The sequence below is a fragment of the Streptomyces sp. SPB162 genome (genome assembly GCF_029504575.1).
Lineage (GTDB): Bacteria > Actinomycetota > Actinomycetes > Streptomycetales > Streptomycetaceae > Actinacidiphila.
This window is the reverse complement of the sequence record NZ_JAQFII010000001.1, coordinates 81,362-107,398: the sequence shown is the minus strand read 5'-3', so window position 1 is coordinate 107,398 and position 26,037 is coordinate 81,362. Positions and strand designations below refer to the sequence as shown.

The window sequence follows — 26,037 nt, the reverse complement described above, 5'->3', positions numbered from 1 at the left end:
GCACACCAAGCTACCCACCTGGTGACGTACGGGGGTCGTCACCAGGTGGGTGCCGTCTGCGCGCGCGGCGTCACGGCCGGCCCGTGGTGCTCAGGTCGTCCGGTGGTCGGCCGAGGTGAACATGTCCACCAGGGCCTGCGCGGCGCGATCGCCGAAGATCAGGTCGAGGCCCTCCGCGGACTGCCGGGCCGTCACCTCGCCGCGGGGGAAGAGGATGTCCTCGTACGAGGTGAGCGCCGTCTCGACGTCGTCCGGGTGCGCGGCCAGGCAGCGTCCCAGGTCCGCACCGTCGATCATGGCGAGGTTGGCCCCCTCACCCGCGAACGGCGACATCAGGTGCGCCGCGTCGCCGAGCAGGGTCACTCCCGGCACCCGCTTCCAGCTGTGGCCGATGGGCAGGGCGTGGATCAGCCGAGGGATCAGTGGACCGTCCGCGTCGGCCACCAGGCCGCGCAGCGCGGGTGCCCAGTCGGCGAAGTGCTCCAGGACGGCTCCCTTGGCGGCGGCCGTGTCCGTGAAGTCGATGGTCGACAGCCACTCCTCGGCGGCACGCAGCGCTACGTAGACGTGCAGGCTGCCATCCGTTTCGCGATGGCCGAGAACGGCCTTGTGGTCGCCCAGCGCGAAGAACATGCCTCCGCCCATCAGCCGCGCGGCGTCCGCGTGGCGGGAGTCGGCGTCCTGCAGGTCCGCCTCGACGAAGGAGACCCCGGTGTAGGCGGGGGTCGCGTCGGAGAGCAGGCGCCGGGTGCGGGACCACGCGCCGTCGGCTCCGATGAGCAGGTCCGTGGTGAACAGGGTTCCGTCGGCGAGGGTGACCTCGTGCCGTCCCGTCCCCAGTGAACGGACCGAGGTGACCTTGGCGTTCCAGCGGACGGTGCCCTCCGGGAGGGCACCGAGCAGCAGATCGCGCAGGTCCCCGCGGTCGATCTCCGGCCGGCTGTGGGTGCTCTCGCCGTTGTCGGCGGAGTCGTCCGACTCGTCGTGCAACAGGACGGCGTCCTTGTCGTAGACGCGGGTGGATTCGCCGCCGGGATGGATCTTGGCGAGGAACGCTTCGTGCAGGCGCGCGGCGTGCAGCGCGGCCTGTCCGGTCTCCTCGTGGATGTCGAGCATGCCGCCCTGGACACGGGCGTGGGAGGAGGCGTCGAGGTCGAAGACGACCGACTCGATGCCGTTGACGTGCAGGACGCGGGCAAGGGTGAGGCCGCCCAGGCCGGCGCCGATGATGGCGATGGGGTGGTGGGTGGAGGCGTTCATGGGAGAGCTCTCTTCCTGTGGGCACGTGGTGGCGCCGGGAGGGTGGGCGCGTTTCAGGACGTGGTGCGCGCGGTGGTGAGGATGCCGTTGATGACGGCGTGGAAGATCCAGTCGAGGCGCTGTCCTGGGGTTCCGGAGACGAGGTCCCGGGCCAGGGAGGCGGTGTGCGGATGCGTGCTGGGGGAGGCGTCGCGCAGCGCGGTGACAAGGGCTTCGTGCTCGTCCGTGGAGTCGACCGCGTCAGCCCGGGTCGAGTGTTCGGCGGCGCTCGCGGTGGCCACCTGAAGCAGCACGTCCACGCCCCAGGCGGCCTGCGGGCCGGGCACCCGGCCTGCGTGCAGCAGGGCCAGGACGGCCTCGACCAGGGCCAGGTAGTTGGGTCCCGAAGGCCGGGCGACCAGGGCGGAGTGGGCGAGGGCGGAGTTCTCGAAGAGCACGAGGGTGTACGTGGTGAGTACCTGCGTCAGTCGATCGCGCCAGTCACCGTCGCCGGTGGCGGGCGAGAGGTCGACGGAGCCCAGCAGTTCGTCCAGGATCGCCGCGTGCAGTTCGGCCGTGTTGGCCACGTACACGTAGAGGGAGGCCGGACCGGTGTCGAGCTCCTGGGCGAGGCGCCGCATCGTGACGCGTTGCAGCCCTTCGTCCTCCATCAGGCGGACCGCGGTCTCCACGATGCCTTCGTAGGAGAGGGCGGGCTTGGCGGGCCGCTCACGGCGGCTGCGGGGGGTTGGGGTTCGCGGGGTCACCTGACCACTGTAGCGAACATGTTCGTAGCGAACAAGTTCGTTCGGTGTCGACACGCACTCTCGCTCGACGACCTGTTTGCATGTGGTCGCAGTTTCGGTCGTTTGTGTTGACAGCTGTTCGATACTCCCCTTTGCTGTGCCTCGCAGCCGCGATGACGAAGCCGCTCTGACAACGTTGTCAGAAGGCAGCGAACAGCCCCGTGAACGCCTTTTCCCCCAGAAGGGCATCAGTCATGAGACATCTCCGGAGACTCGCACCCTTATGGGTGCTGGCCCTGTTGGCTTCCGTCCTGGCGATGGGCAGCGTGCCGGCCCAGGCCGCGACCACGTCGATCAGCGTGGACGGCACTCAGGGCGGCCGGACATTCGACGGCATCGGCGCGATCAGCGGCGGAGGGGGCAACTCACGGTTGCTGACCGACTATCCGGCCGCGCAGCAGTCGCAGATCCTGGACTACCTGTTCAAGCCGGGCTACGGGGCGAACCTGCAGTTGCTGAAAGTGGAGATCGGCGGTGACGCGAACTCCACCGACGGGTCGGAGCCGTCGATCGAGCACTCCCGCGGCACTGTCAACTGCGACGCCGGGTACGAGTTCTGGCTGGCCGAACAGGCCGCGGCACGCAACCCCGCCATCGGGCTGTACGGCCTGGCCTGGGCCGCCCCGGGATGGATCAACGGCGGATTCTGGTCCACCGACACCGTCAGCTACCTGATCTCCTGGCTGGACTGCGCCAAGCAGCACAACCTGACCGTCAAGTACCTCGGCGGATGGAACGAGCGCGGGCACGACGCCAACTGGTTCGTCCAGTTGCGCTCCGCGCTCAACGCGCACGGCTACGCCGGTGTCCAGCTGGTCGCCGACGACAGCGGTTGGGGCGTCGCCGACGACATGGCGAACAACGCCGCGTTCAACAACGCCGTCTCGATCATCGGCGCGCACTACTCGTGCGAAGGCGGTGACGGCGGCAACGCGCACACCTGCTCCAGCACGACGGCGGCGAAGAACAACGGAAAGCCGCTGTGGGACAGTGAGAACGGTTCGCAGGATATGAACACCGGAGCGCCGGCGCTCATCCGCGCCATCACCCGGGGGTACATCGACGCGAAGATGACCAGTTACTTCAACTGGCCGCTGCTCGCGGCGATCTACCCCAACCTGCCGTACAACACCGTTGGTCTGGCCACCGCGGCCTCCCCGTGGTCGGGCAACTACGCCATCGGGGCCAGCACGTGGGCGACCGCCCAGGTCACCCAGTTCACCAGGCCCGGCTGGAAGTTCATCGACTCCGCCTCGGGATACCTCGGCGGTACCGAGTCCAACGGCACCTATGTGACCGTGAAGTCGAACACCGGCGCGGACTACTCCACGATCCTCGAGACCACGACCTCGGGCTCCTCGCAGACCGTGAACTTCACCGTCAAGGGCGGCCTGTCCACCGGCACCGTCCACGTATGGGCCACCAACGTCAACAACCCGGGCTCCGCCACCTCGTTCGTGCACACCCAGGACATCACGCCGAACAACGGGTCGTACTCGCTGACCATGCAGCCGGGTTACGTCTACACGGTGAGCACCCTGGGCGGCCAGGGCAAGGGCACCGCGACCGCGCCGGCCGCGCACGCGCTGGCGCTGCCGTACGGTGACACCTTCGACGGCTACGGCAACGGCGCCGAGGCGCGGTACCTCTCCGACATGCAAGGCTCCTTCGAGGTCCAGCCCTGCGCCGGCCGCTCCGGCAAGTGCGTGCAGCAGATGGCTCCGGTCAAGCCGATCGAGTGGCAGGACGACTCCGACTCCTACGCCCTGATCGGCGATCCCATCTGGTCGAACTACACCGTCAGCTCCGACGTCTATCTGCGTGGGGCGGGAACGATCGAACTGCTCGGGCGCGGCCAACACGCAGCAGCGGCCGCAGTCCCACATGAACGCCTACTACCTGCGGATCCGGGACACCGGCCAGTGGTGGATCGAGAAGATGTACACCGACGGCTCCAACCACACCCTGGCCACCGGAACGACGACCGCGCTGGGCAGCGGCCAGTGGCACAACCTGTCGTTCACGTTCCAGGGCTCGCAGATCAGTGCCCAGCTCGACGGCGACCAGTTCGGATCGGTAAGCGACGCCTCCTTCCAGACCGGGCAAGCCGGCCTGGGCATCCAGGGCTACCGCACCGACCAGTTCGACAACCTGTCCATCACTCCTGGAACGGGCACCGGAGGCGGTGGAACCGGCCAGGTCAGCTCGGTACTCAACGCCGCCAAGTGCCTGGACGACTACACCGCCTCGACCACCCCGGGCGCGGTCGTCGACCTCTGGGACTGCAATGGTTCGCCTGCCCAGCAGTGGACGGTCGCCAACGGTGCCGTGCGCGCAGCCGGGCTCTGCCTCGACGTGATCGGTGGGGCCACCGCCAACGGCTCGCTCGTGAACCTGTGGACCTGCAACGGCGCCGGGAACCAGCAGTGGACGGTCGGCAACGGGACGCTCGTCAACCCCGCGAGCGGCCGTTGCCTCGACATCCCCGGCTTCGCCACCACCAACGGCACCCGACTCGAGATCTGGGACTGCAACAACGGATCCAACCAGAAGTGGAGTTTCCCCCAGTGACCCGGTGACCCGGTCATGAGCCGGTTCGGGCGGACGCCCTGCGACGGCGCCCGCCCGGACCGGAGCCGTCGTGGGCGTGCACTACGGCAGCAACCGGGCGGCGGCCGAGGAGACCGTGGCCACCATCGAGGCGGCGGGCGGCACCGTCTTCGCGCTCGGTGTGGAACTGGGGCTGCCCGGAGACGCGGGGGCTCTCTGGGCCGCCTTCGACCAGCACGCGGAGGGTCTGGACATCCTCGTCAACAACGCGGGCATCGGCACCTCGAAGTCGTTCTCGGAGATCGGGGAGGCGGAGTACGACCGGCTGTTCGCGGTCAACGCGAAGGCACCGTTCTTCCTGACCCAACTGGGCGTCGACCGGCTCCGTGACGGCGGACGCGTCATCAACGTCTCGACGGGCCTCACCCACGCCGCGGTGATGCCGGAACTGATCGCCTACTCGATGACCAAGGGCGCGCTGGACGTGTTCACCGGGAACCTGTCCAAGCTGCTGGGCGCCCGCGGGATCACCGTCAACACCGTGGCGCCGGGGATCGTGGACACGGACGTCAACGCCGACTGGCTGCGGGCGAGCGACGAGGCTTGGGCGGGCGCGGCCGCCATGTCGGCATTGGGCCGGGTCGGCACCCCGGCCGACATCGCCGACGTCGTGGCCTTCCTGGCCTCGGACAACGGCCGTTGGGTCACCGGGCAGTGGCTCGACGCGACCGGCGGCTCGCCGGCCTGATCGCGGACGGGCCGAGCATGGTGTCGACGGCGTAGCTCAGGGTTCCGCACCGGGGATCCACCCACCACCGGCGGGTGGCCCCGGCGGCACCCCGCCGGCCGCCCTCCCTCGCCGAGTACCGCGTCGTCGGGTCGGGTGGAGCGGATGACGTCGAGGATCGCCTTCTCGGCCTCGACGTCGGCGGCGGTGGCGAAGTCCCCGACGCCCCTGTCGATGCGGGCGAGCCGCCGGCCGTACACGCCGCGTACCACGTCCGCGGCCGCGGGGGCCGCGGCTGTCGCCACTCCGGCATCGTCCAGGTCCCCGCATGACGTGATCATGTGCTGCAGAATGCCGTCGTCATTCCGATCACCATCGCGACATCGCACGGCAACGGAAGGTCTTCTTGTGGCTGACGGCATGTGGGGATACCGGGAGACCGCGGGTCACGAGGCGGGAACGGACCTGACCGGCTTCAAGGTCGAAGCGACCGACGGCGTCATCGGCAAGGTCGACAAGCACTCCGACGACGCCGGGTCCGCGCACATCGTCGTCGACACCGGCGTGTGGATCTTCGGCCGGCACGTTCTGCTGCCGGCCGGCACGATCCGCTCCATCGACCTCGCGGAGCGGAAGATCCACGTCGCCCGTACCAAGGACGAGATCAAGGACTCCCCGGAGTTCGACAAGGACAGGCACGCCGGCGACCTGGGCTATCACCAGCAGATCGCGAGCTACTACGGAACCCACCGCGCCTGACGGACAGTCCGGCGCAACCAGCGGGACGCCGGAAGCCGACCGGGACGCCGGAAGCCGACCGGGACGCCGGAAGCCGACCGGGACGCCGGCTGCTCCCCGGTCAGGGGCGGCGGTGCCCTCGCCGACGCCTCCCTGCGGATCGCCCTGGCACCACTGATCGCCCTGCGCGGCCCTCGGCCGGCCCCTGCTGCGCACCCTGAACGAACCCGGGATCTTCGGAGCGGAACCTCGGCAGCCGACCCCGTCGACTCCCCGTGCGCCGCGGAGGGTTGCCCTGGCCGCCCGCCTACTTGGACTCGACTCGTCCGAGCGCGGCCGGGTCGGCCGCCAGCGCGCCACACGCCGTCTGCCAGGCGGAGTCGCCGGGGTGGAGCCGGGTGCGGAGGTAGGCCCAGGTGAGCCGCTGGACCGCGGCCACCCGTTCGAGGTTCTCGTCCGTGGTCTCGGCGACGTCGTATCCCGAGATCCCGCCGAGCCCGTGTTCCGCGTCGAACAGGGTGAGCAGGGACTTGGGTCCGGGGGAGAGGACGTAGGGATCGGCGTGCCAGTCCGGGCCCCGGACCGTCAGGTGGGCCGACTCGTCCTTGTCGCCGGCGACCACGAGCGTGGGGGTCGTCATCCGGGAGAAGTCCGTGGTCAGGAGGAAGGGAAAATTCTCGGCGATGCTTCCGGTGAGCGCGTCGCCACCCCTGCCGGGCGCGGCCAGCAGCACCCCGGCCGTGATGCGGGGGTCGGCCAGGTCCACTTCCGTTCCGTCCTGCGGGTCGGTGAGCCGGGCGCCCAGCAGCAGGCTCGCGGTGTGCCCGCCCATCGAGTGTCCGGCCACCGCGATCCTGCGGTGGTCGAGGCGGCCGCGAAGAGCCGGGACGGCCGCCTCGATCGCGTCGAGCCGGTCGAGGACCCGCGTCATGTCCTCGGCGCGCGAGCGCCAGTGCAGCGGCGCCCCGGGGGTCTCGGGGTCCAGGCGAAGCGTCGTGGAGCTCAGATGGGTGGGCTGGATCACCGCGAAGCCGTGTGCCGCCCAGAAGTTGACGAGGGGGGCGTAGCCGTTCAGTGAGGAGAGGTGGTTCGAGTAGCCCTGGCCGTGCGAGAGCAGGATGACCGGCAAGCCGTCCCCGGTCACGGGTGCGGAGACGCGCACCTCCAGGTCCACGGCCCGGCCCGGAACCGGCAGAACTACCGGGCTGACCGACAGGACGGGTGTGGGGGAGCTGACGTAGTCGGCGGGGTGGGTCGGTGCACTCATGTCGCGTATTCCTTTCGTGGCCCCGGCCGGGGGTCCTCCACGGGGCCGGCGGGGCGAGGCGGTCGCGGACGTCCGGCTCGGCTAGACTCAAAGCGGAGCGTCGTTCCGATTAATATACGGAGCGCTGTTCCGCTTTGTCAACGACGGACGGAAGGAGAGCGTGGTGCCCACGGCAAGCCCCTCCGGGGAGGTGCCGGCCCGCAGCAAGCGGGCCGACGCGCTGCGCAACCGCCAGACGCTGCTCGACGCCGCCGCCGCGGTGTTCGTCACCTCCGGCGTCGACGCGCCCATCCGCGAGATCGCGGCCCGGGCGGGCGTCGGGATGGGGACGATCTACCGGCACTTCCCGACGCGGGCGGACCTGGTCGTCGCCGTCTACCGCCACCAGGTCGAGGCATGTGCCGAGGCCGGCCCCAGCCTGCTGGCCGCCGCCGACTCCCCGTTCGCGGCGCTGCGTCAGTGGGTGGACCTGTTCGTCGACTTCCTGGTCACGAAGCACGGACTCGCCAACGCGCTGCAGTCGGACAGCAGTGGCTTCGAGGCGCTCCACACCTACTTCCTCGACCGCCTGGTGCCCGTCTGCGCAGACCTGCTCGACGCCGCGGTCGATGCCGGTGCGATCAGGCCCGGTACGCGTGCCGATGAGTTGATGCGCGGCATCGGCAACCTCTGCATCGGACGGGACAGCGACCCCCGCTACGACCCCCGCCGACTGGTCGAGCTGCTCCTTCGGGGACTGCGGCTGCCGCCGTCGCCCTGACGGCGCCGGTGCGCCCGTCACCCGGGCGCGGGCGGCCCCGGGACCCGCACCGGACGCGCGCGGGGGCCCGGGTGTTCCTTCGTGGACATCGTGACGCCGCGAGGCGATGTTGCTCCGATAGTGCGACCGTTCGCCGCTCCGAATGGCGCGGACCGGATATGTCGGCTGTTATGAACTCACTGTGCGTCGCGTGTGACACACAGTGGCGGCCGAAGGCGGCCTTGCCCCGATGGCTCCGCAAAGGAAACCCCGACATGGCAACTGATCTCAGCTCACCCCAAAACGAACGCTTCGCGATAGGCCCGGGCGAGGAAGACCGCGTCACCCTCCTTCGGGCCGTGGCGACCATGCGATCCCTGGACGAGGTCGCCGCGCTGGTGACCCTGCTCAACGAGAGCGGCGGGTTCCCGCCCCTCGGCGACGAGGCCCTGCGACTGGCTGCCGTGTCCCGGCCGCTGCCCGAGGTCTGCGAACTCGTCGGCCTGCTGAACAAGCCCCCGCACAAGGCCGGCGACGCCGAGAAGGCGCTGCGGGCGGCGGCGATGGGACGCCCCATCGAGGAGGTGGCGGAGCTGCTCACCATCTTCTCCACCGACCGGGGCGAAGCGGAGCCGCTGCAAGCCGTCGCCTGCCTCGACGAGCGGCCGACCGACCTCCGCGGTGCCCTCAACGCCGCGGTCGCTCCCCGTCGTCCCACCGCAGGCGCTCTGGCCGCTTTGAACACCGCGCGGTTCGCGAAAGGTCGGGGCGCCTCGGGCGCCGAGGCCACGACCGCGTTCGCGCGCGGACCCGCGGCGGCCTCGTCCACGCGGTCCGTGCTGCGCTGGCCCGCCGCCGCGGCACTGCTGGTGATCGGAGCGATCCACCTGCCCTCCGACATCGCGGGACTGCGCACCGGTGACGTGGCGGCGGGGATCTCCCTCGGCATCGCCCTGCTCTGCCTGATCCTGGCGGGTCTGCTGGCCATGCGGGACACGGTGTGGATCTGGGCGGCCAGCGCGGCAGCGGCCGTGGTCACCGTGGCGGTGCACTCCTTCGCCCCGGCCTTCAGCTCCGTCTCCGTGCTCCGGGACAGCTGGGGAGGCACGTTCACCGGTGCGACCGGCCTCGCCGTGGCCTGCGCGATCGCCGCGGCCCTCCTGGCGGCGACGGCGCTGCTACTCAGGCAGCGGCCGCGCACGGTCGTCCGCAACTCCTGAGAGCGTCCGATACGAGCGTTCGATACGAGGTGGCCGGGACAGGCTTCGCAGCCAGTCCCGGCCACCTCGTCCGTGCGCGGCCCGACACAGCCGATCGGCTACCCGGGAACGGCCCATGCCCCTCGTTACGATGGCACGATGACCGGATCTCATGCCGTGACCTGGGCGGTCGAGGAGAGCGGCGGGTACGAGACGGCGTGGATCGACATCGACGGCAGCACGCTGCGGGCGCGCGGCCGGGTGGTCGGCACGGTGCCCGAGCCCTACTGGATCACGTACGAACTCGACACCGCTGAGGACTTCGTGACCCGCAGGCTGCTGGCCACCGCCGACACCGCGAGCGGGACGGTCGAGTTGGAGCTGTGCCGGGCGCTGGACGGGCGCTGGACGGTGAACGGAGCACCCGCGCCCGACCTCGACGGCGCTCTCGACTGCGACCTCGGACTGTCGCCGCTGACCAACACGATGCCCGTGCTGCGCCACGCCCTCCAGCGCCGACCGGGCGAGCGGGACTTCCTGATGGCCTGGATCCAGGTCCCCGGCCTCGTGGTCCGGCCCAACCGGCAGACGTACACGCACCTCGGTGCGCAGCGCGTGCGCTACGCCTCGGGCACCTACCGGGCGGACCTGACCCTCGACGCCGACGGCCTCGTCGTCACGTACCCGGGTCTGGCGCAGCGGATGTGAGCGCCCGTCGCACGGTGAGACCTCTCCCCGGGGGGAGGGGCCCGGCAGGCCGCCCCCGGCCTCGCGGCGTCATCAACGCGGACCCGGACAGCTGGTACCACGGCGACCCGCTGAGCACGGGGCGGGAGAACTACGACGAATGGCGTGCGGCGGTCAGGAACCCCCGGGTGGTGCGCGCCATGCTCGAGGACTACCGAGCCGGTCTGACCATCGACCAACGACACGAGGAGGCGGATCGGGAGGCGGGCGTTCGGATCCAGTGCCCCGCGCTGGTCCTGTGGTCGCTGCGGGACGACCTCTCGGAGCTCTACGGAGACCCGCTGCGCATCTGGCGCGACTGGGCACCCGATGTCCGTGGCCACGGCATCGACTCCGGTCACCATGTGGCGGAACAGGCACCGGACGCCCTCGTCGCCTCCCTGACCGAGTTCTTCGCCGCCGGCGCGTAGTCCGTCCCCGCGACACCACCGCGGGTGCTCCGGGACCCCAACGGCCCGACGCGGATGCGCGGCGGCCCGGGTGGCCGCAGAGTGATGGGGCAGCCGGTCCGCCATCAGCGGGTTTCGTATCGGCGGGTACCGGCGGGTTTCGTATCGGAGGGCATGATGGGCGTCCGCACACTGATCCAGGGCTGGCCCGTGTACCGGCAGCTCACGGGGACGGATCCGCTGGGCAGGGGCGCCGCCGCGCAATCGGGGCAGCCGAAGGCAGCCCGCACCGCGGGCGCCGACCGGGTGGTGGGGTCGATCTGCCCGTACTGCGCCGTGGGCTACCGGGGCGGGATCCACGACGCCCGACCCGGACGGGAAGCACGGCCCGACGCGCTCCGGGCGGGTCGCGGCGGCGGTCGGCGCAAGCGCCGGGGTGAGGAACTCATGGTGCCGCGGGCCGAGTTCCAGTCCTCCTACGGCAGACCGGTGATCAAGGCCCCGTCCTGGGAGGCCCGCGACATCGCCGGCTACTTCTTCCTCGGTGGCCTGGCCGGCGCCGGATCGGTGCTCGGCGCCGCGGCACAGCTGACCGGCCGGCCGGTCACGGCGAAGGCGATGAAGGTCTCGTCGCTGGCCGCGGTGACGCTGTCGGCGGCCGCCCTCGTGCACGACCTCGGACGCCCCGACCGGTTCGCGAACATGCTGCGGGTGTTCAAGCCCACCTCGCCGATGAGCATGGGCTCCTGGCTGCTCGCGGCGTACGGGCCCGCCGCAGGGACGGCGGCCCTCACCGCGGTGACCGGCAGACTGCCGCGGACCGGCGCCGCCGCCACCGCCACCGCGGCTCTGCTCGGGCCGGCCCTGGCGGCGTACACCGCCGTGCTCGCCGCCGACACCGCCGTGCCGGCCTGGCACGACGCGCACCGTGAGCTGCCGTACCTGTTCGCGGGCTCCGCGACGGCCGCCGCCGCGGGCATGGCGCTCGTCGTGGGTCCCGGCACGGAGACCGGTCCGGCGCGCCGCGCCGCGGTCCTGGCGGCCATCGCCGACCTGGCCACCGCCCATGTCATGGAACGGCGGCTGGGAATCGTGGCCGAGACCTACCGGACCGGCTCGGCGGGACGGCTCATGCGCGCTGCCGAAGTGCTCACCGCGGCGGGCGGACTCGGTGCGGTGCTGTCGGCGCGCACCGGTCGCGTGGCCGCCGCAGCCGCCGTAGCCGCCGTACTGAGCCTGCTCACCGGTTCGGCCTGCACGCGCTTCGGTGTCTTCCAGGCCGGCATCGCCTCGGCCGATGACCCCCCGCTACAGCGTCGTGCCGCAGCGTGAGCGGCAGAGCCGGGAACGGTTGGAGAGGGAAACGGACCCGAACCCGTGACGTGGGAATGCCCGAGCCGAGAGAAGGTACAACATGCCCAAGGCAGCGAATGTCGTGTACAAACCGGTCGGCCTCGTCGTGGGGTTGGTGGGCGGCACCCTGGCCGGACTGGTCTTCCGGAAGATCTGGGACCACGTCGGCCCCGGTCGGGACGCCCCGCAGCCCCTGGAACAGGACCACGGCTGGGGTGAGGTGCTCGCCGCCGCGGCCGTCCAAGGCCTGATCGTCGCGGTGGTCCGGGCGGCGGTTCAGCGCGGCGGAGCGGCCGGCTGGCGCCGGGTCACCGGTACCTGGCCGGGTGACTGAGCGGCGTCCTGCCGCACAGGACACGGCTCGGCCCCCCTCCGCGGCAAGCCGTGGAGGGGGGCCGGTGGTGTTGCGGGGGTGGTGGCGGTCAGTGGTTCTGACCGGCCCACGTGTCGTTGTCGTCGTCGGTGCCGTGCTGGCCGTCGATGTTCTGGCAGGTGTTGCCGAACGCCGGGTTCAGGAGACCGATGACGTCGATGGTGTTGCCGCAGACGTTGACCGGGATGTGGACCGGTACCTGCAGGAGGTTGCCGGACAGGACACCGGGGGAGCCTACGGCTGCGGCGTGGGCGTCGGCATCCGCGGCGGCGATACCTGCGCCGGCGGCCAGGACGGCGCCGGCTGCGGCGGTGATGGCGGCTGCCTGGGCGATACGGGACATCGAGAATCTCCTTGGAAGGTTGAATTCGCCGCAGAGGTCACGGCGTCGATCCCACAACGGTGCTGCTCCGCGGCAGGTCACGGGTGTTCCACCGAATGGACGCCTCGTGCGTCCACCGCGCTGACAGGTGTGAGGAGCCCGCGAACGGTCGGCTCCGTGTGCGGACCCCGCGAGGGGCCCGAAACCGGCGTGCGTCTCGGGCCCCTGGGGTACTGCGGACGGAAGGATCAGTCGTTGTTGACGCCGTTGCCGGACAGGACCGGGATGTCGTCGATGAGGTGCGAGAGGGGCTCGTCGCCCTTGATCTGGGACGAGTTCTCGGTGCACTGCTGGTTCTGCGGGGAGGACAGGACGTTGATGTCCTGCACCGTGATCGGGATGAGGCCGATGAGGGAGCCGACGTTCGCCTTGAGGGGCAGGCCGATGCACGGCTTGTTCAGCGTTCCCTGGACCAGGCCGACCTGCGGGCTCAGCGTGCCGTCGGTGTGGGTGTTGCCGTACGACGACTCGGCGCCGTTTCCGTTCGTCGTGGAGGCGCCCTCGTCGTTCCCGATGGCCATGGCCGGGGAGACGAACGCGGCGGACACGCCGATGACGGAGACGGCCACCGCGGCGGTGCCGAGAAACTTCTTGAACATGAGGATCCTTTGAGGCGATACGGACAACGCGAGGAACACGCTGCTAACTACCGACCACGGGACTAGTTCCGTCGTTTCACCCGAACGGTGGTGCCGCCCCTTCGTCTGGGCGGACGGCGGAATGCCGCGTGCGCGTCGTGCGGCGCCGCGAGCGCCGTCGCGGCGGGCGGAGCGGATGGCTCCGTCGTGCTCCGGGCGGGTATGGTGGTGCGTCGCCGGAGGCCTCGGCTAGGAGGAAAGACGTGTCCTCAGCGGACTCAACAAGCCCTGTCGCGTCCGAGGGCGGGCACTCGTGCGGTGTCTACGGCGATGAACACGAATGGGCCGAGACCGTGACCCGGTTCGTCCGCGAGGGCCTGGCGTGCGGACAGCGCGTCGTGTATGTCACGGATGTCCACCCGCCGCGGGCCGTCGATCGCGTACTGCGCGAGCGAGGGGTGGATGTGGAGGCGGCCGCCCGCCGCGGCCAGCTCCTCATCCAGGAGGCCACCGACTCCTATCTGCGGCAGCTGCCCTTCGATCCGGACGTGGTCCTGGCCGGAATGCGGGCGGCGTGCGAGGAAGCCCTCGGCCAGGGATTCCCGGGCGTGCGGATCGCGAGTGAGATGAACTGGTGCACGCGAGAGATTCCGGGGGTCGAGCGGATCCTGGAGTACGAACTGCGCCTGGGCCGTGAGGTCTGCGCGGATCTGCCCCTGACCGGCCTGTGCCTGTTCGACGGCGCTTCGGCCACCTCCGCGGAGCTGGCCGTCGCCGCGCACTGCCCGCACCTGCCGAGCCGGCGGGTCCACTCCGGTGCGGAGCTGCCGCTGACGGTCAGCGCGTCACCGGACGGCCCCGGGGTGCGGCTGCACGGGCACGCGGACTCCGACACCCGCTCCGCGCTCGCGGTGGTTCTGCGGAGCGTCACGAGGATGCCAGGTCCCGTCGTCCATGTGGATCTGGCGGCGCTGGACTTCCTGGACGTCGACGCCCTCGCGCAATTGGTCTCCGCGACCGTGTCCCTCCAGGAGAAGGGCCGCCGCCTGGTGCTGCAGAGTCCGCCGGCTTCTCTGGTGCGGGCGGCCGCGATGTTCCCCGACGAGTGCGATGTCCTGGAGATTGCCGCATGACGACCACCGTGACCACGCCGGCGGCCTCGGGCTCGTTCGTCCACCCGGCCCTGTTCTACAACACGCAGGACGAGTACCTGCGCGCGGTGGGCGGCTTCGTGCGCGCCGCGGTGGACGCCGATGAGCCCGCCTTCGTCGCGATTCCCGGCGACAGCCTCGGGCCGCTGCGCGACGAGCTGGGCGACGCCGCCGCGGCGGTGGAATTCGCGGACATGACGGTACTGGGCCGCAACCCCGGACGGATCCTGTCCGCCCTGCAGGGCTTCGCCGACCGGAGTGCCGGTCGTTCGCCCCGCATCGTGGGCGAGCCGATCTGGCCTGCCCGCACACCGGCCGAACTGCTGGAGGCCACCCGTCACGAGGCACTGATCAACACGGCGTTCGCCCACCGCGACGCCACGATCCTGTGTCCCTACTTCGTCCCCGGCCTGCCGGAACATGTGATCGCCGACGCCCGGCGCACCCATCCCACGCTCATCCTGGACGGCCAAGATCACCTCAGTGACGCCTACGTCGACGCCTCGGTGGTGTGCGGTGACTGCGACCAGCCCCTGCCGCAGCCGCCCGACGACGCGCTGACCGTGCTCTACACCACCGGAGGGCTCGCCGACGTCCGCGACCGCACGGTCGGCTGGGCGTCGCGCACCGCCCTGACCCCGGGCCGCGTGGCCGACCTGGTCCTGGCCGTCAGCGAGGCGACCACCAACTCCCTGCGGCACGGCGGCGGCAGCGGGACCCTGCGGCTGTGGACGGCCCCGGAGGGCACGGTCACAGCGGAGGTCTCCGACGCCGGGCACCTGGCTGATCCCCTCTCGGGCCGCAGGCGTCCCGCGCTGGCCTCGGCCAACGGAGGCCGCGGCCTGTGGATGATCCACCAGCTGAGCGACCTCGTCGAGATCCGCGCGGCCTCCACCGGCCTGACGCTGCGGTTGCACTTCACTCCCTGAGGCGGCTACGGCTGTGGCTGCGTGCCGGATCGGCGACATCCGTGGGAGTGGTGGGGCGGATCGAGGGTAGCGGTGCGGTGTCATCACTATTTGGAGGTTTGCTGTGCCCGCTGAGCCTGCCGCACTGGCCGTCACCGTCACCGCTCATGGTCCCGAGCGCGCGGTGGTGTCCATCCGAGGGGAACTCGACTACGACGCCGCCGCCGAGTTGCAGCGCGAGCTCTCCGACCAGATGGCGCTCGGATATCGGCACCTGATGCTGGACCTCTCCCAGATGCCGTTCATGGACTCCTCCGGGCTGCGGGTCGTGCTCGAGCTGATCAGGGACATCGGCCAGGCCGGTGGCCGCGTCCTGCTGGTCGCGCCCGTGCCGGCGGTGCGCCGGCTCCTGGAACTGACCGGTGTGAGCTTGATGAACCCTCTGTACGACTCGGTCGAGGACGCCCTGCGGACGTACACCGACGCGCCCGCCCAGTAGTCGCGCGGTGGTTTCGCGAGCCAGGACGCGCCGGATCACGTGCCTCCGCCCTGCTGCCGATCGGGGCGGGGAAACCACGTGATCCGGCGCGGCCTGGACCTTGTGACCACCGGGGTGGCGTCGAGGTCTCGTCGAATCACCGCGACAGGGTCCCGGCGAACTACTTCTTCGCGCTGGGAACCGCGAGGGGGCTGCGCGGTGCCTTCGCCTTGGCGGCCTCCAGCTGCATGCCGACCTCCTGCAGCTTGTTGCGCCCCATCGCCTTCCGCACCTCGGGGAACCACTCCTTCTCCTCCTCCTCGACGTGATGGCGGACGTTCTCGATGAGAACCGTCATCTTGGCGTCGAAACGCTCGTCGGCGGAGTCGAGGCCCGCGAGCTCGGAGAGCATCCACACCACGACGTGGTGCTCCTCGACGCTCTCCAGGACGTGGTCCTTGGTGTCGGGGGCCGCTTCGCGGGCCGTCGGATAGAAGATCTCTTCCTCGATGAAGGCGTGCGTGGTGAGCTCTTCGATGATCTGATCCGCGATCTTCCGCTTCTCCTTGACCGCGTTCTCGCCCGCCGCTTCGAACTTCTTGAACAGTTTCTCGACTGTTTTGTGGTCTTCCTTGAGCAAGACGATCGCGTCCATGGCGTCTCCTGAATTTCGGTGATCAGTTCTGAAGTGCGGAAACAACGAATTCACACCCGCCAGCGCGGGTTCCCCGGCTGCCGGGGCAGAAACCACCGGTCGTGCGGAGCCCTTCGGAAGGCGCGCGGGCGGTCAAAAGCCGGGTCACGCGTGAGTGGGCCGCCGATGGCTGCGGCGCTGCGACGAGGCGGAGCCGGCTGTGGCCGCACGGTCGGCGGAACGGTGGCGGGCGTTCTGCGGAGGGTTGTTCCAGACCAGGATCAGGGCCAGGACCATCGGAGCAGTAAGCAGGACCAGGAGTCCCATCGCGCACCTCGCTTTCATCGTTCAGTGACGCCTTCCACCTGACCGGTTCGACGAGTGGCAAACACCGAACCCTCGAATGAGTGGGCATCCGAGTGCGGGTCCGAACACTCCCGGTCACAGTTGGCGCCGCGAAGCATGGGCGGGCTATTGCGGGAAAGCCGCAAGGTATGTCACCCCTCACACCGAAGTCAGCACACGAAGACGACGGCGACCGCTCAGCCCCGGACCGGGACGAGAGCGTGGGTCCGGACGAGCAGGTGGAGGAGGAGGCGCCCGACCGCCCCACCGAGCTGCCGAAACGCTCCTGGTGGGCGGTGCTGCGGGGGACGGTCAAGGAATTCAAGGAGGACGAGCTGCCCGACCGCGCGGCGGCATTGACCTACTACGGGATCCTCGCCCTCTTTCCGGCCCTGCTGGTCCTGGTGTCCCTGCTGGGCATCGCGGGCGAGTCGACCACACAGCGGGTCCTGGACAACCTGAAGCAGCTCGCCCCGGGCTCGGCCCGGGACGTGATCACCCATGCGGTGAAGCAGCTCCAGGGCAACAGCGGCGTCGGCTCGCTGCTGGCGATCGTGGGTCTGGCCGTCGCGGTGTGGTCCGCCTCGGGTTACATCGCCGCGTTCATCCGCGCGTCCAACGCGGTCTACGACGTGCCCGAGGGCCGCCCGGTGTGGAAGGTGCTGCCGCTGCGCCTGGGTCTGACCGTGGTGCTGATGGTCCTGGCGTGCACCAGTGCGCTGATCGTGGTCTTCACCGGCGGTCTGGCACGCCAGACCGGTGCCGCGCTGGGTATCGGTGACAGCGCGCTGACGGTGTGGTCGATCGCGAAATGGCCCGTGCTGGTCGTGCTCGTGACGATCATGATCGCGCTGCTGTACTGGGCCGCTCCCAACGCCAAGGGCCGCGGTTTCAAGTGGGTGACTCCGGGCAGTGTCCTCGCCCTGCTGATCTGGATGGCCGCGTCGGGCGGCTTCGCCTTCTACGTGGCCAACTTCGCCTCGTACAACAAGACCTACGGCACCCTCGCCGGCGTGATCATCTTCCTGGTGTGGTTGTGGATCACCAACCTCGCCGTACTGCTGGGGCTGGAGTTCGACGCCGAGATGGCCCGCCAGCGCGCGATCGCGGGGGGCTACCCGCCGGACGAGGAGCCCTACGTCGAACCGCGTGACACCCGTGCGTGGACCGACGAACAGCGCCGCCGGATGGAATGATCCACCGGCACCGCACCGTATCGACCGCCGAGACCGACACCCCAGCTCGAACGCCGAGACAGACCCCCAGCCGAAGCAGACCAGGCGTCGAGGCCCGCACGGCCCCGACCGAGGAGAAGGCACCCCGATGGCGAAGCCGCACCGCAACGAGTCGGAACCCACCCCACAGGAGCTGCGCGAGCAGATGGAACACACCCGCGACGAACTCGGTCTCACGGTCGAGGCGCTGGCGGCCAAGGCCGACGTGCGGACCCGGGTCCTGGAGAGGGCGGCCCAAGCCGCGGCGCAGGTGCGCGACGCCGCGTCCCGCGCGGGGCGGTTCGCGGCGAACCGGACCCCCGACGCCGTGAGTGAGAAGGCCGACCAGGCCGCGTTGAGCGTCAGGGCGAACCGCACGCCGTTGATCGCCGCAGCCGCCGTTCTCGGTGTGTACCTGCTCGTCCGGTGTGGACGGAGTAACCGGCGTCGTTGACGAAGGTCCGGACGTCGACGGCGTGGGACGGGCGGGGCCACTAGTGACAGCGGTCGCTGGTTATAGAATTGCCCCGTGAACAGTGAGGATGAGGTTTTCGAAGCCGTGGGTGTGCTGGCGGACCCGGTGCGTCGTGGGCTCTACCGGCACGTGGTGGCGACCCCGGGTGCGGTGGGCCGTGACGCGGCGGCCACGGCGGTGGGCGTCTCCCGCTCGCTCGCCGCGTTCCACCTGGACAAGCTCGTCGAAGCGGGTCTCCTGGCCGTCTCCTACCAGCGGCTGTCCGGGCGTACCGGCCCGGGCGCGGGGCGCCCGGCGAAGCTGTACCTGCGGGCGCCGGGTGAGCGGGGGGTGTCGCTGCCGCCCCGCTCCTACGATGCCGCGGGCCGGTTGCTCGCGAAGGTCGTCGACGGTGCCGCGCTCGACCGGGAACTGCAGTCGGCCGCGCGAGCCGCCGGTGCCGCGGAGGGTGCGGCATCCGGCAGTGAGGAAGCCGACCCGGTGGCGGCCCTGCGGGCGCGGGGGTACGAGCCGTACCAGGACGGGGAGAAGGTCCGGCTGAACAACTGCCCGTTCCACTCGTTGGCCGACGAGTTCCCGGCGCTCGTCTGCGGGATGAACCTCGCCTTCATCGAAGGGCTGCTTCCCAGGTGTGCCGGCGGTGAGGACTGGACGGCGACGATGGACCCGCCGCCGGAGGGGTGCTGCGTCACCCTGGTTTCTAAAACAAATAACCCTTGACGATAGAATGCCGACCCGGTCATGCTGACGCCATGACCAACTTTCAGCTGGCCCAGGTCAACATCGGGCGCATCGTCGGCCCGCTCGACGGCCCCGAACTGGCCTCCTTCGTAGCGCAGTTGCCCGAGATCAACACCCTGGCCGACCGCGCCCCCGGCTTCGTCTGGCGCATGGTGGACGACGGGGGACAGGACTCGACGGGCCTGCGGCCCGACGGCGCGGACGACCTGCTCCTGATCAACTGCTCCGTCTGGGAATCGGTCCAGGCGCTGAAGGACTTCACCTACCGCAGCGAACACCTGGCGGTGCTCAGCCGCCGCCGGGAGTGGTTCACCAAGATGTCCGAGCACCATCAGGCCCTGTGGTGGGTGCCCGCCGGCCACCGCCCGACGACCGCCGAGGCCATGGAGCGCGTCGCCCTGCTGCGCGAACACGGCGACGGCCCCCTCGCGTTCACCTTCCGTGACCCCTACCCCGCCCCGGCGGCCCTGCCCGCGCGGGCGACCTCCTGAGGCGGTCCAGGAGGGCGGTCCCGTGGTCGCGAGGAGGACCGCCGCGAGAATGAGCCCACCGGTACGCGCGCGGAGCAGAAGAGGGTCAGGCGGCGTATTCCAGGCGCTTGCGGGCAGGCCACCGGGGAGAACGAGGAAAGGGGCGCGTCGTGCGTACCGTGGGCGTCGAAGAAGAACTTCTGCTGGTCGAGCCGGGTACAGGGGAGCCACGAGCCGTGGCGGGAGCGGTGCTGGCCGCACAGGCGGAGAGTGATGACGAGGCCCGGCTCGAATCGGAGCTGCAGCGCGAGCAGTTGGAGACCACGACGCGACCGCAGGTTTCGATGAGTGATCTCGCGCGGGAGGTGCGCCGATGGCGCGCGGCCGCGTCGGAGCGGGCTCGTGAGGTCGGGGCGGACGTGGCCGCGCTCGCCACGTTCCCGCTGCCCGTCGATCCCTCGGTGAGTGCCGGGAAGCGCTATCGACGTCTGGTGGAGAAGTTCGGACTGACCGCGCAGGAGCAGCTCACCTGCGGCTGCCACGTGCACGTGAGCGTCGACTCGGACGAGGAGGGCGTGGCCGTTCTGGACCGTATGCGGCCTTGGCTGTCCATCCTGCTGGCGCTGAGCGCGAACTCGCCGTACTGGCAAGGATGCGACAGTCAGTACAGCAGCTACCGGAGCCAGGTCTGGGGGCGCTGGCCGTCCGCGGGACCGACGGAGGCGTTCGGCTCGGCGGAGGGTTACCGCACCCATGTGCAGGCGCTGCTGGAGACCGGGACGCTGCTCGACGAGGGGATGATCTACTTCGACGCGCGGCTCTCGCGCAACTATCCGACGGTCGAGGTCAGGGTCGCCGATGTCTGTCTGGACGCGGACGACACGGTGCTGCTGGCGGCGCTGGTCCGGGGACTCGTGGAGACGTCGGCCCGTGCCTGGCGTGCCGGCGAGCCCGCATCGACCGCGTCCGTGGGCCTGCTGCGGCTGGGGGCCTGGCAGGCGGCACGTTCCGGGATTGCCGGTCGGCTCGTCCATCCGCTGACGTGGAACCCCGCCCCCGCCGAGGAAGTGATCGGCGCGCTGGTGGACCACGTCGCGGAAGCGCTGTCGGACGCCGACGACCTGACTTTCGTCAAGGAATCGCTCGACCGGCTGCTGAGCCATGGTGGCGGAGCCGGGATCCAGCGCGCCACCTACGCGCGCACCGGTGACCTGCGGGCGGTCGTCGACGACGCCATCACTCGCACGGTGGCCTGAGCGCCGCGGCGACTCGCGCACGCGCACAGCGCTGGGCACCCGGGTCGAAGGCGGGCATGGGAGACCCGGCCGGCGGGGGGACGCCGGCCGGGTCTCGGGAAGCTTCGGCTGGTCGGGGGAACCGGCCGAAGCGGTTCAGGGGCGACGAGGACCTCGTCCTTCGCGGCGGAAACCCACCAGGGCACTTCGCGCTCCCGGTGGCTCGACAACCGCGACGGAACCCTTGGCAGGTTTCTCGCGCTCGTATATAGGTCAACGGTCGGCCCTCTTCGCGTGTTCCGGTCGCGACGCCCCTGAGGGTGTGAGGTGTGCCACCGGGCAGCAGGGCGACGCGACCGCAGTCGATCGGACTCGGACACATCCCGTGAGGTTCGCCGGGTAGACGCCCCGCACACGAGGAAATCGACGGTGTTCACGCCATCATCCAGGAGGGGTCATGCCCGGAATCATCGCCCGTATCAAGGAGTTCAGCCGGAGCCCCCAGGGGCAGCGGACGATCGCGACCGCCCGGCGTACGGCTGCCGACCCGCGTAAGCGCGAGCAGGCCCGCCAGCTCCTCGGCCGACTGCGCGGACGCCGCTGACCACGGTCCGCAGCGCCGTGATGGAGACCTGAGGAAAGGGTCACGATGGAGTTCGACGACCAGGCGGATCTCGACACCTCCCAGGTGGACGACCGCAGGGGCATGCCCGGCGGCCGTCTCGCCGTGGGTGGCGGCGCGGCAGGCATCATCACTCTGCTGGTGGCGCTCTTCTTCGGTATCGGCCCGAGTCAGCTGGGAATCGGCGGCGACTCCGCCCCCAGCTCCGGATCCACGGACTCCCAGCAGGTGAGTGAGGAGTGCCGGACCGGACAGCAGGCCAACACGCGGGAGGACTGCCGCATCGTCGCTGTGATCAACAGCGTGCAGACGTACTGGAAGAAGGAGTTGCCCACCCGCGGTACCGCGTACGTGCCGGCCAGGACCGTCCTGTTCACCGGCCGGTACACGAGCGCGTGCGGACCCGCCACGTCGGAGGTGGGTCCGTTCTACTGTCCTGGTGACCAGAAGGTCTACCTGGACCTGGGGTTCTTCGATGACCTCAAGACCAAGTTCGGGGCGTCGGGCGGCCCGTTCGCCCAGGCCTACGTGGTGGCGCACGAGTACGGTCACCACGTCCAGGATTTGCTCGGCACGACCCGCGGTGTCGGTGACGACCGGCAGGGCCCGGACAGCGCCTCGGTCAAACTCGAGCTGCAGGCGGACTGTTACGCGGGGGTGTGGGCCTACCAGGCGACCCGGACCCCGCAGCAGTCCACCGGTCGCCCGCTGCTGACGAAGCTGACCACCGCTGACATCGATGACGGACTGGACGCCGCGGCGGCCGTCGGCGACGACCGGATCCAGGCGGAGTTCCAGGGCAAGGTCACCCCCGAGACGTGGACCCACGGCTCGTCGAGCCAGCGCAAGCAGTGGTTCACCGTGGGGTACAGCTCCGGTGACCCCTCCCGCTGCTCCACCCTCGCCACCCGGTGACGGCCGCCCCACCGGGAGCTTCGGCGCGGGCACTCGCCCGCGCCGGAGCTCCCGGCGGGCCATCGCGCCGCGGACGCTACATCCAAACCCCTTCCAGCAGCGGATAGGCGTCGGTGATCCTGGTCGTTCCCTGGACGAGCCGGCTCTCGCTCACGACGCTGAACCGGTCGTCCAGGGCGAGGAAGTAGTGGGTCTCCGTCCCGATGGTGGCGGAGGCCACCGCGTCCAGTCGGTCGCGGAACTCCTGCGGAAGGTGTTCCAGGAGGAACGGCCGCACCTCGGAGATCTCGTCCGGGTCGCGGCGCCGGTCGACCAGCCACTTCCGCTCACCCAGCGAGACCATCAGACGGCCGTTGTCGCCCGCCGGGGTGAGGTCGCCCCAGCGCGCGTCGCCGTCGGCCGGCAGGAGGTCCACCGGTACCCGGAAACTCACCGGCAGCAGATCGCTGCTGCCCTTCTCGCAGAACTCGACGCACACGTCACCGGTGATACCCAGATGGGTGTGTTCGGATCCCCGTCCCGCGGAGGTCACGGCGTCGAAGCCGTCGTGGAACTCCTTGGGCAGATGCGGGAACTGCTCGATGAGAGGCTTCGGTCCGACCTCGATGCCGTGGCGCTGCGAGAAGCGGATGAACTCGCCCCCGCGGAAACCGTCGAAGCGCACGTACGGCACCTCACTGCTGCTGGGAATCGCGCGGGCGGCGGTCTCGAAGATCCCGCCTCCCGCTTCCAGCGCCTGCTTGACCACACCGGAGACCGTGGACGCGACCGCCCCCAGGATCCCGCCGCCGGGCTGTATGACGGTGCCGGTCAGGGCGTCGAACGCCCGGGACTCACCACGTGCCGGGACGCGTTCGAACCGCCAGACCTGCGAGCCCCGGTCGTCCCCGGTGCGCACCCCGGCCAGCTCCGCCGCGATGCCCGACTCCCGGCTGTCACCGCGGATGGCGAGATGCAGATGGCTCTTGACGTTGGCCACCGTGACCAGGCCCCCGCCGATCTCGGCCAGCCGCCAGGTCTGCGCCTGGAGGTGGTCGGGACGGATCTCCAGGGCACTCTGTCGAATGCCCTCACCGTTGTTGAGCCGGTCGGCCGTGCTGTCCAGGTACAACTTGCTGTGCTCGTTCTGCAGCAGCCACGAATCGGGTCCCGCGGTCCCCCGCTTGAGGTGCCAGCGCCGGCTCGGCCGCGCCGCTCCCTCTGTCAGCTCTTCCTGCACGACAGGGACTCGAGGCTGTACAGCCGCGCCCTGCACGCCCAGGTACAGTCCGCTCGCCTCGTTCTTGATCAGATACGTGCCCTCGGCCAACATCGCCAACCGCCTCCAGGGTAAGTCGCTCCGAATGGACTTTTCCGTGCCGGCCCCGCCCACCCTAGGAGGGCCCGGCAGCCCGCCGGACCGGACTTTTCGGCCGTATACCACCCGATTCCGCTGGATGAGGAATCCGGACCACCGGTGGGCGGACGCTCACCCGTCCGTCGGACGCCCATGAGCCGCTGTACGTCGGCCTCCGTGCGGGGGCGGAACCGCCCCGAGAGTGTGAGCGACCGCCTGCGTCGAACGGTCGCCCCCCGTCACCGGGCCTCCTCCGGAGACGTCCACGCCTCTTGGCTCCGGCGAAAACCGCCTGCGGGACGGGGGAACCACGCGGTAGGAATGGGACATGGCCAGAAGCGCCCACCACATGCGCCCCAGAGGCGCCTCCTCGGAGCAGGCACCTCCGTCTCCCTCGAGCCTGTGGCGGAAGGTCCAGATGCGCGCGCTTCGCTACAGCGCCAAGCGCGTGCGCTCGGCCGCGCGCGAGGGGCGGCGGCCGATGCCGCAAGAGGTGCGGCGGACCGTCGCGGTCTACTTCCTCGCCCGCAGCAATCCGCGGGGAGGAACGGTGTCCGCCCTCGCCTACATCGAGGAGCGGCGCGCTCGCCAGATGACACGCCATCAGCTGGAACGGGTGCGAACGGGACTGGTGCCGGACATCGAGATCGAGCCGGGGCGTCACCGGCACGGTGCCCGCTGGCACGGCTAGGCCGTGTCTGACACATCCCGCCTGGCCCGGGACGTCTGGCACGCGTGCTCTCCCCCAGCTACCGCTGGGAGGGGCCCCCAGTTGTCGGGCCCGCCCCGGTACGTCCGGTACAGGGGCGACCCTCCGCCGTGCGATCGCACGCACCAGACGCCCCGGGCCCCGCCCTCCGGGCGGACGCCGGTATGTGTCAGACACGGCCTAGACGCGGCTGGTCGGCGCTGCCGCGGCACCGGTGGCCGACTTCGCCGGAGTCGGCGTGTTCACCCACTCGGTGGGCAACGTGCCGTACCTGGTCCTCTACCGGCACAAGGGCCAGGCGCGGGGGCCGGAATCCGCGGGTGCGTCGGTCCAGGCGATCTCGAAGTACCTGACGCGCTCGTCCTGTCCGGTGGGTCGCATGCCGGCCGCCGTCATGACGTGCTGGGACGCGATGTTGTCGTGGTCGGCGTCGCCCCTCACGGAGGCGACGCCGCGCGCCCTCGCGAACAGCAGCAGCGCGCGGAGAGCTTCGGACGCGTATCCCTTGCCCCGCGCCGACGGGACGAGACCGTAGCCGATCGTGACGCCGCCGTTCGCGTCCGCGGGTCCGTGGAAGCCCACGCCGCCGATGGCCATGCCGTCCTCGCGGCGCCGGACCTCGTAGTTGCCGAACGGTTTCGGGTCACCGGTGCTCGCGCACGTGCCCAGGAATCGCCGGGCGGCCGACACGTCCCCCTCGGTGGGATAGTCGGGTGCCCATCGGGCACCGCCATCGACCTCGCCCGCCACCAGGCACTCAGCCTCGCCGACGGTCATCGGATGCAGTACGAGCCGCGCTGTCACAAGATCTCCCATGGCAGGGAGGATTACCACGCGGAGCGGCCGGACCGCATGTGCATTATCCGAGCGGACGACCTTCCCGCCGAGCCCGTGCCCGGAGCGCCTACCCGGGAGTCTTCGGCGAGGCAACCGCTTCCGCGACGGCTTGCAGGAAGCGGTCGACGACGGCGATCTCAGCGGCGTCGAACTCCTCGGCCACGCCCAGGACGTTGCCGATCAGCGGGCCGAAGAACGCCTGACCCAAGACGATCGCGGCATCGGTCCGGGGGTCTTCCTCGCCCATGTCACCGGCCTTCCATGATCGACGGCCGGTGCTTAGCATCTCGCCAAGCGAGTATCCCGCTGAACGAGATACCTGTCGGGAGTGCGAGGGGCGTCACATGGACGCCCTCCGCTCCCCGGAACGCGTACGCCGCCTCGTTCTGCTGGACCCGACCCGGTGGCTTCGCGGGGTTCAAGCCCGGCTGCCTGCTGCACGCGCTCCTGTTGACAAGGAGACTTCATGTTCGCCGCTTACGTCACGATCACCGTGGTCGCCTCGGTCTTCAACGCCATCGCCGCCGTCACCTACCTGATCGGTCACGACTACCCCAAGACCCAGGCGGACATGAAGGGCGTGCCCCGCTCGTGGGTGCCCCGGCTGGGCATGTGTCTGGCGGCGGGTTCGGTGGGGCTGGCGGCCGGGTTCGTGGTCCCGTTGCTGGGGAACCTCGCCGCCGTCGGGCTCGTGCTGTACTTCGTCGGCGCGATCACCGCCCACCTGCGGGTTCGTTCGCGCGACATCGTCGGAGGGATCGTCTTCCTGTCGACGGCGGCGGCCGCGCTGGTGGTGAACCTGAACTACCATGGGCTGTGGTGACGCGGGAGATCGGCACAGTGCCGAGGGTGACATCGCCGTTACCGTCTGATTGGCTTG

28 protein-coding genes and 5 pseudogenes are annotated in these 26,037 nt (G+C 70.4%); 22 read left to right on the top strand and 11 right to left on the bottom strand.

Annotation, left to right across the window (positions count from 1 at the left end; translation table 11 throughout):
- Positions 1-90: 90 nt before the first annotated feature.
- A complete protein-coding gene (locus M2266_RS00520; protein ID WP_277436254.1) occupies positions 91-1,260 on the bottom strand; it encodes an NAD(P)/FAD-dependent oxidoreductase in 1,170 nt (389 codons plus the stop codon).
- A 53-nt stretch (positions 1,261-1,313) separates the two neighbouring features.
- Entirely contained in the window at positions 1,314-2,006 is a 693-nt protein-coding gene (locus M2266_RS00515; protein ID WP_277436253.1) for a TetR/AcrR family transcriptional regulator, read from the bottom strand.
- 233 nt (positions 2,007-2,239) lie between these two features.
- On the opposite strand from M2266_RS00515, the pseudogene M2266_RS00510 reads away from it, so the two are divergent.
- The 3 genes and pseudogenes from M2266_RS00510 to M2266_RS00500 all read left to right on the top strand — a co-directional run.
- Positions 2,240-3,202 (top strand): annotated as a pseudogene (locus M2266_RS00510) (galactosylceramidase); the annotation flags it as partial.
- A gap of 727 nt (positions 3,203-3,929) precedes the next feature.
- Complete coding sequence (locus M2266_RS00505; RefSeq protein ID WP_346780941.1) at positions 3,930-4,616, top strand: RICIN domain-containing protein; 687 nt, start codon at positions 3,930-3,932, stop codon at positions 4,614-4,616.
- Positions 4,617-4,665: 49 nt separating this feature from the next.
- Positions 4,666-5,343, top strand: a pseudogene (locus M2266_RS00500) (SDR family oxidoreductase); the annotation flags it as partial.
- Positions 5,344-5,356: 13 nt separating this feature from the next.
- Here the strand turns inward: M2266_RS00500 and M2266_RS00495 are convergent.
- Positions 5,357-5,663 (bottom strand): annotated as a pseudogene (locus M2266_RS00495) (inositol monophosphatase family protein); the annotation flags it as partial.
- A gap of 67 nt (positions 5,664-5,730) precedes the next feature.
- Here M2266_RS00495 and M2266_RS00490 point away from each other — a divergent pair.
- Positions 5,731-6,081 carry a PRC-barrel domain-containing protein gene (locus M2266_RS00490; protein WP_277436252.1) on the top strand — a complete coding sequence of 117 codons (351 nt, stop codon included), beginning with the start codon at positions 5,731-5,733 and terminating at the stop codon, positions 6,079-6,081.
- Positions 6,082-6,367: 286 nt separating this feature from the next.
- On the opposite strand, the gene M2266_RS00485 is transcribed toward M2266_RS00490, so the two are convergent.
- A complete protein-coding gene (locus M2266_RS00485) occupies positions 6,368-7,327 on the bottom strand; it encodes a chlorophyllase (protein WP_277436251.1) in 960 nt (319 codons plus the stop codon).
- A gap of 163 nt (positions 7,328-7,490) precedes the next feature.
- On the opposite strand from M2266_RS00485, the gene M2266_RS00480 reads away from it, so the two are divergent.
- The 6 genes and pseudogenes from M2266_RS00480 to M2266_RS00455 all read left to right on the top strand — a co-directional run bounded on the left by M2266_RS00480 (position 7,491) and on the right by M2266_RS00455 (position 12,088).
- Positions 7,491-8,087 (top strand): TetR family transcriptional regulator, encoded by a 597-nt coding sequence (locus M2266_RS00480; protein WP_277436250.1) that lies wholly within the window; start codon positions 7,491-7,493, stop codon positions 8,085-8,087.
- Positions 8,088-8,341: 254 nt separating this feature from the next.
- Positions 8,342-9,286, top strand: a complete 945-nt coding sequence (locus tag M2266_RS00475) for a hypothetical protein (RefSeq protein WP_277436249.1) — start codon at positions 8,342-8,344, stop codon at positions 9,284-9,286.
- Positions 9,287-9,424: 138 nt separating this feature from the next.
- Complete coding sequence (locus tag M2266_RS00470; RefSeq protein ID WP_277436248.1) at positions 9,425-9,973, top strand: putative glycolipid-binding domain-containing protein; 549 nt, start codon at positions 9,425-9,427, stop codon at positions 9,971-9,973.
- A 68-nt stretch (positions 9,974-10,041) separates the two neighbouring features.
- Positions 10,042-10,422 (top strand): annotated as a pseudogene (locus M2266_RS00465) (alpha/beta hydrolase); the annotation flags it as partial.
- A 426-nt stretch (positions 10,423-10,848) separates the two neighbouring features.
- Positions 10,849-11,782: pseudogene (nrfD, locus tag M2266_RS00460) on the top strand (NrfD/PsrC family molybdoenzyme membrane anchor subunit).
- Positions 11,783-11,815: 33 nt separating this feature from the next.
- Positions 11,816-12,088, top strand: coding sequence for a DUF4235 domain-containing protein (locus tag M2266_RS00455; RefSeq protein WP_277436247.1), 273 nt, complete (start codon positions 11,816-11,818; stop codon positions 12,086-12,088).
- A gap of 88 nt (positions 12,089-12,176) precedes the next feature.
- Here M2266_RS00455 and M2266_RS00450 read toward each other — a convergent pair whose 3' ends face one another.
- Both M2266_RS00450 and M2266_RS00445 read right to left on the bottom strand, forming a co-directional pair.
- Entirely contained in the window at positions 12,177-12,470 is a 294-nt protein-coding gene (locus tag M2266_RS00450; protein WP_277436246.1) for a chaplin, read from the bottom strand.
- Between the two features lie 227 nt (positions 12,471-12,697).
- Positions 12,698-13,108 carry a rodlin gene (locus M2266_RS00445; protein WP_277436245.1) on the bottom strand — a complete coding sequence of 137 codons (411 nt, stop codon included), beginning with the start codon at positions 13,106-13,108 and terminating at the stop codon, positions 12,698-12,700.
- Positions 13,109-13,350: 242 nt separating this feature from the next.
- Between M2266_RS00445 and M2266_RS00440 the strand changes: the two genes are divergently transcribed.
- From M2266_RS00440 to M2266_RS00430, 3 genes are all read left to right on the top strand, one after another.
- Positions 13,351-14,220, top strand: coding sequence for an MEDS domain-containing protein (locus M2266_RS00440; protein WP_277436244.1), 870 nt, complete (start codon positions 13,351-13,353; stop codon positions 14,218-14,220).
- Positions 14,217-15,167: a sensor histidine kinase gene (locus M2266_RS00435; RefSeq protein WP_277436243.1), complete on the top strand. Its 951-nt coding sequence runs from the start codon at positions 14,217-14,219 to the stop codon at positions 15,165-15,167. The genes M2266_RS00440 and M2266_RS00435 overlap by 4 nt, the downstream gene beginning before the upstream one ends.
- 103 nt (positions 15,168-15,270) lie before the next feature.
- The gene (locus tag M2266_RS00430; RefSeq protein ID WP_277436242.1) at positions 15,271-15,645 is read left to right on the top strand and encodes an anti-sigma factor antagonist; all 375 of its coding nucleotides are present in this window, start codon (positions 15,271-15,273) and stop codon (positions 15,643-15,645) included.
- A 160-nt stretch (positions 15,646-15,805) separates the two neighbouring features.
- Here the strand turns inward: M2266_RS00430 and M2266_RS00425 are convergent, their stop codons facing one another.
- Positions 15,806-16,279, bottom strand: a complete 474-nt coding sequence (locus M2266_RS00425; RefSeq protein WP_277436241.1) for a hemerythrin domain-containing protein — start codon at positions 16,277-16,279, stop codon at positions 15,806-15,808.
- A 144-nt stretch (positions 16,280-16,423) separates the two neighbouring features.
- A complete protein-coding gene (locus M2266_RS00420) occupies positions 16,424-16,585 on the bottom strand; it encodes a hypothetical protein (RefSeq protein WP_277436240.1) in 162 nt (53 codons plus the stop codon).
- 167 nt (positions 16,586-16,752) lie between these two features.
- On the opposite strand from M2266_RS00420, the gene M2266_RS00415 reads away from it, so the two are divergent.
- The 7 genes from M2266_RS00415 to M2266_RS00385 all read left to right on the top strand — a co-directional run bounded on the left by M2266_RS00415 (position 16,753) and on the right by M2266_RS00385 (position 22,275).
- Positions 16,753-17,799, top strand: coding sequence for a YihY/virulence factor BrkB family protein (locus M2266_RS00415; RefSeq protein WP_277436239.1), 1,047 nt, complete (start codon positions 16,753-16,755; stop codon positions 17,797-17,799).
- 127 nt (positions 17,800-17,926) lie between these two features.
- Complete coding sequence (locus M2266_RS00410) at positions 17,927-18,271, top strand: DUF3618 domain-containing protein (RefSeq protein WP_277436238.1); 345 nt, start codon at positions 17,927-17,929, stop codon at positions 18,269-18,271.
- A 75-nt stretch (positions 18,272-18,346) separates the two neighbouring features.
- Complete coding sequence (locus M2266_RS00405) at positions 18,347-19,012, top strand: helix-turn-helix domain-containing protein (RefSeq protein ID WP_277436237.1); 666 nt, start codon at positions 18,347-18,349, stop codon at positions 19,010-19,012.
- 32 nt (positions 19,013-19,044) lie between these two features.
- Positions 19,045-19,524 carry a DUF3291 domain-containing protein gene (locus M2266_RS00400; RefSeq protein ID WP_277436236.1) on the top strand — a complete coding sequence of 160 codons (480 nt, stop codon included), beginning with the start codon at positions 19,045-19,047 and terminating at the stop codon, positions 19,522-19,524.
- A 149-nt stretch (positions 19,525-19,673) separates the two neighbouring features.
- A complete protein-coding gene (locus tag M2266_RS00395) occupies positions 19,674-20,759 on the top strand; it encodes a glutamate--cysteine ligase (protein ID WP_277436235.1) in 1,086 nt (361 codons plus the stop codon).
- 436 nt (positions 20,760-21,195) lie between these two features.
- Positions 21,196-21,342, top strand: coding sequence for a hypothetical protein (locus M2266_RS00390; RefSeq protein WP_269272135.1), 147 nt, complete (start codon positions 21,196-21,198; stop codon positions 21,340-21,342).
- A 45-nt stretch (positions 21,343-21,387) separates the two neighbouring features.
- On the top strand, positions 21,388-22,275 hold the full coding sequence (locus M2266_RS00385) for a neutral zinc metallopeptidase (protein WP_277436234.1): 888 nt from the start codon (positions 21,388-21,390) through the stop codon (positions 22,273-22,275).
- Positions 22,276-22,351: 76 nt separating this feature from the next.
- On the opposite strand, the gene M2266_RS00380 is transcribed toward M2266_RS00385, so the two are convergent.
- The gene (locus M2266_RS00380; RefSeq protein ID WP_277441015.1) at positions 22,352-23,587 is read right to left on the bottom strand and encodes an RICIN domain-containing protein; all 1,236 of its coding nucleotides are present in this window, start codon (positions 23,585-23,587) and stop codon (positions 22,352-22,354) included.
- 442 nt (positions 23,588-24,029) lie between these two features.
- On the opposite strand from M2266_RS00380, the gene M2266_RS00375 reads away from it, so the two are divergent.
- Entirely contained in the window at positions 24,030-24,302 is a 273-nt protein-coding gene (locus M2266_RS00375) for a hypothetical protein (protein WP_277436233.1), read from the top strand.
- Between the two features lie 297 nt (positions 24,303-24,599).
- Here the strand turns inward: M2266_RS00375 and M2266_RS00370 are convergent, their stop codons facing one another.
- Positions 24,600-25,136, bottom strand: coding sequence for a GNAT family N-acetyltransferase (locus tag M2266_RS00370; protein ID WP_277436232.1), 537 nt, complete (start codon positions 25,134-25,136; stop codon positions 24,600-24,602).
- Positions 25,137-25,224: 88 nt separating this feature from the next.
- Positions 25,225-25,404 (bottom strand): hypothetical protein, encoded by a 180-nt coding sequence (locus M2266_RS00365; protein WP_277436231.1) that lies wholly within the window; start codon positions 25,402-25,404, stop codon positions 25,225-25,227.
- 219 nt (positions 25,405-25,623) lie between these two features.
- On the opposite strand from M2266_RS00365, the gene M2266_RS00360 reads away from it, so the two are divergent.
- Positions 25,624-25,980, top strand: coding sequence for a DoxX family protein (locus M2266_RS00360; protein ID WP_277436230.1), 357 nt, complete (start codon positions 25,624-25,626; stop codon positions 25,978-25,980).
- Positions 25,981-26,037: the final 57 nt, after the last annotated feature.

What these genes read in the sequence shown, in the direction of transcription:
- M2266_RS00410 (WP_277436238.1), top strand. Translation starts at nt 17,927, where the DNA reads ATGGCGAAGCCGCACCGCAACGAGTCGGAACCCACCCCACAGGAGCTG.
- M2266_RS00505 (WP_346780941.1), top strand. Translation starts at nt 3,930, where the DNA reads ATGAACGCCTACTACCTGCGGATCCGGGACACCGGCCAGTGGTGGATC.
- M2266_RS00520 (WP_277436254.1), bottom strand. Translation starts at nt 1,260, where the DNA reads ATGAACGCCTCCACCCACCACCCCATCGCCATCATCGGCGCCGGCCTG.
- M2266_RS00400 (WP_277436236.1), top strand. Translation starts at nt 19,045, where the DNA reads ATGACCAACTTTCAGCTGGCCCAGGTCAACATCGGGCGCATCGTCGGC.
- M2266_RS00450 (WP_277436246.1), bottom strand. Translation starts at nt 12,470, where the DNA reads ATGTCCCGTATCGCCCAGGCAGCCGCCATCACCGCCGCAGCCGGCGCC.
- M2266_RS00415 (WP_277436239.1), top strand. Translation starts at nt 16,753, where the DNA reads ATGTCACCCCTCACACCGAAGTCAGCACACGAAGACGACGGCGACCGC.
- M2266_RS00445 (WP_277436245.1), bottom strand. Translation starts at nt 13,108, where the DNA reads ATGTTCAAGAAGTTTCTCGGCACCGCCGCGGTGGCCGTCTCCGTCATC.
- M2266_RS00360 (WP_277436230.1), top strand. Translation starts at nt 25,624, where the DNA reads ATGTTCGCCGCTTACGTCACGATCACCGTGGTCGCCTCGGTCTTCAAC.
- M2266_RS00420 (WP_277436240.1), bottom strand. Translation starts at nt 16,585, where the DNA reads ATGGGACTCCTGGTCCTGCTTACTGCTCCGATGGTCCTGGCCCTGATC.
- M2266_RS00455 (WP_277436247.1), top strand. Translation starts at nt 11,816, where the DNA reads ATGCCCAAGGCAGCGAATGTCGTGTACAAACCGGTCGGCCTCGTCGTG.
- M2266_RS00385 (WP_277436234.1), top strand. Translation starts at nt 21,388, where the DNA reads ATGGAGTTCGACGACCAGGCGGATCTCGACACCTCCCAGGTGGACGAC.
- M2266_RS00375 (WP_277436233.1), top strand. Translation starts at nt 24,030, where the DNA reads ATGCGCGCGCTTCGCTACAGCGCCAAGCGCGTGCGCTCGGCCGCGCGC.
- M2266_RS00425 (WP_277436241.1), bottom strand. Translation starts at nt 16,279, where the DNA reads ATGGACGCGATCGTCTTGCTCAAGGAAGACCACAAAACAGTCGAGAAA.
- M2266_RS00380 (WP_277441015.1), bottom strand. Translation starts at nt 23,587, where the DNA reads ATGTTGGCCGAGGGCACGTATCTGATCAAGAACGAGGCGAGCGGACTG.
- M2266_RS00370 (WP_277436232.1), bottom strand. Translation starts at nt 25,136, where the DNA reads ATGGGAGATCTTGTGACAGCGCGGCTCGTACTGCATCCGATGACCGTC.
- M2266_RS00470 (WP_277436248.1), top strand. Translation starts at nt 9,425, where the DNA reads ATGACCGGATCTCATGCCGTGACCTGGGCGGTCGAGGAGAGCGGCGGG.
- M2266_RS00475 (WP_277436249.1), top strand. Translation starts at nt 8,342, where the DNA reads ATGGCAACTGATCTCAGCTCACCCCAAAACGAACGCTTCGCGATAGGC.
- M2266_RS00485 (WP_277436251.1), bottom strand. Translation starts at nt 7,327, where the DNA reads ATGAGTGCACCGACCCACCCCGCCGACTACGTCAGCTCCCCCACACCC.
- M2266_RS00435 (WP_277436243.1), top strand. Translation starts at nt 14,217, where the DNA reads ATGACGACCACCGTGACCACGCCGGCGGCCTCGGGCTCGTTCGTCCAC.
- M2266_RS00365 (WP_277436231.1), bottom strand. Translation starts at nt 25,404, where the DNA reads ATGGGCGAGGAAGACCCCCGGACCGATGCCGCGATCGTCTTGGGTCAG.
- M2266_RS00390 (WP_269272135.1), top strand. Translation starts at nt 21,196, where the DNA reads ATGCCCGGAATCATCGCCCGTATCAAGGAGTTCAGCCGGAGCCCCCAG.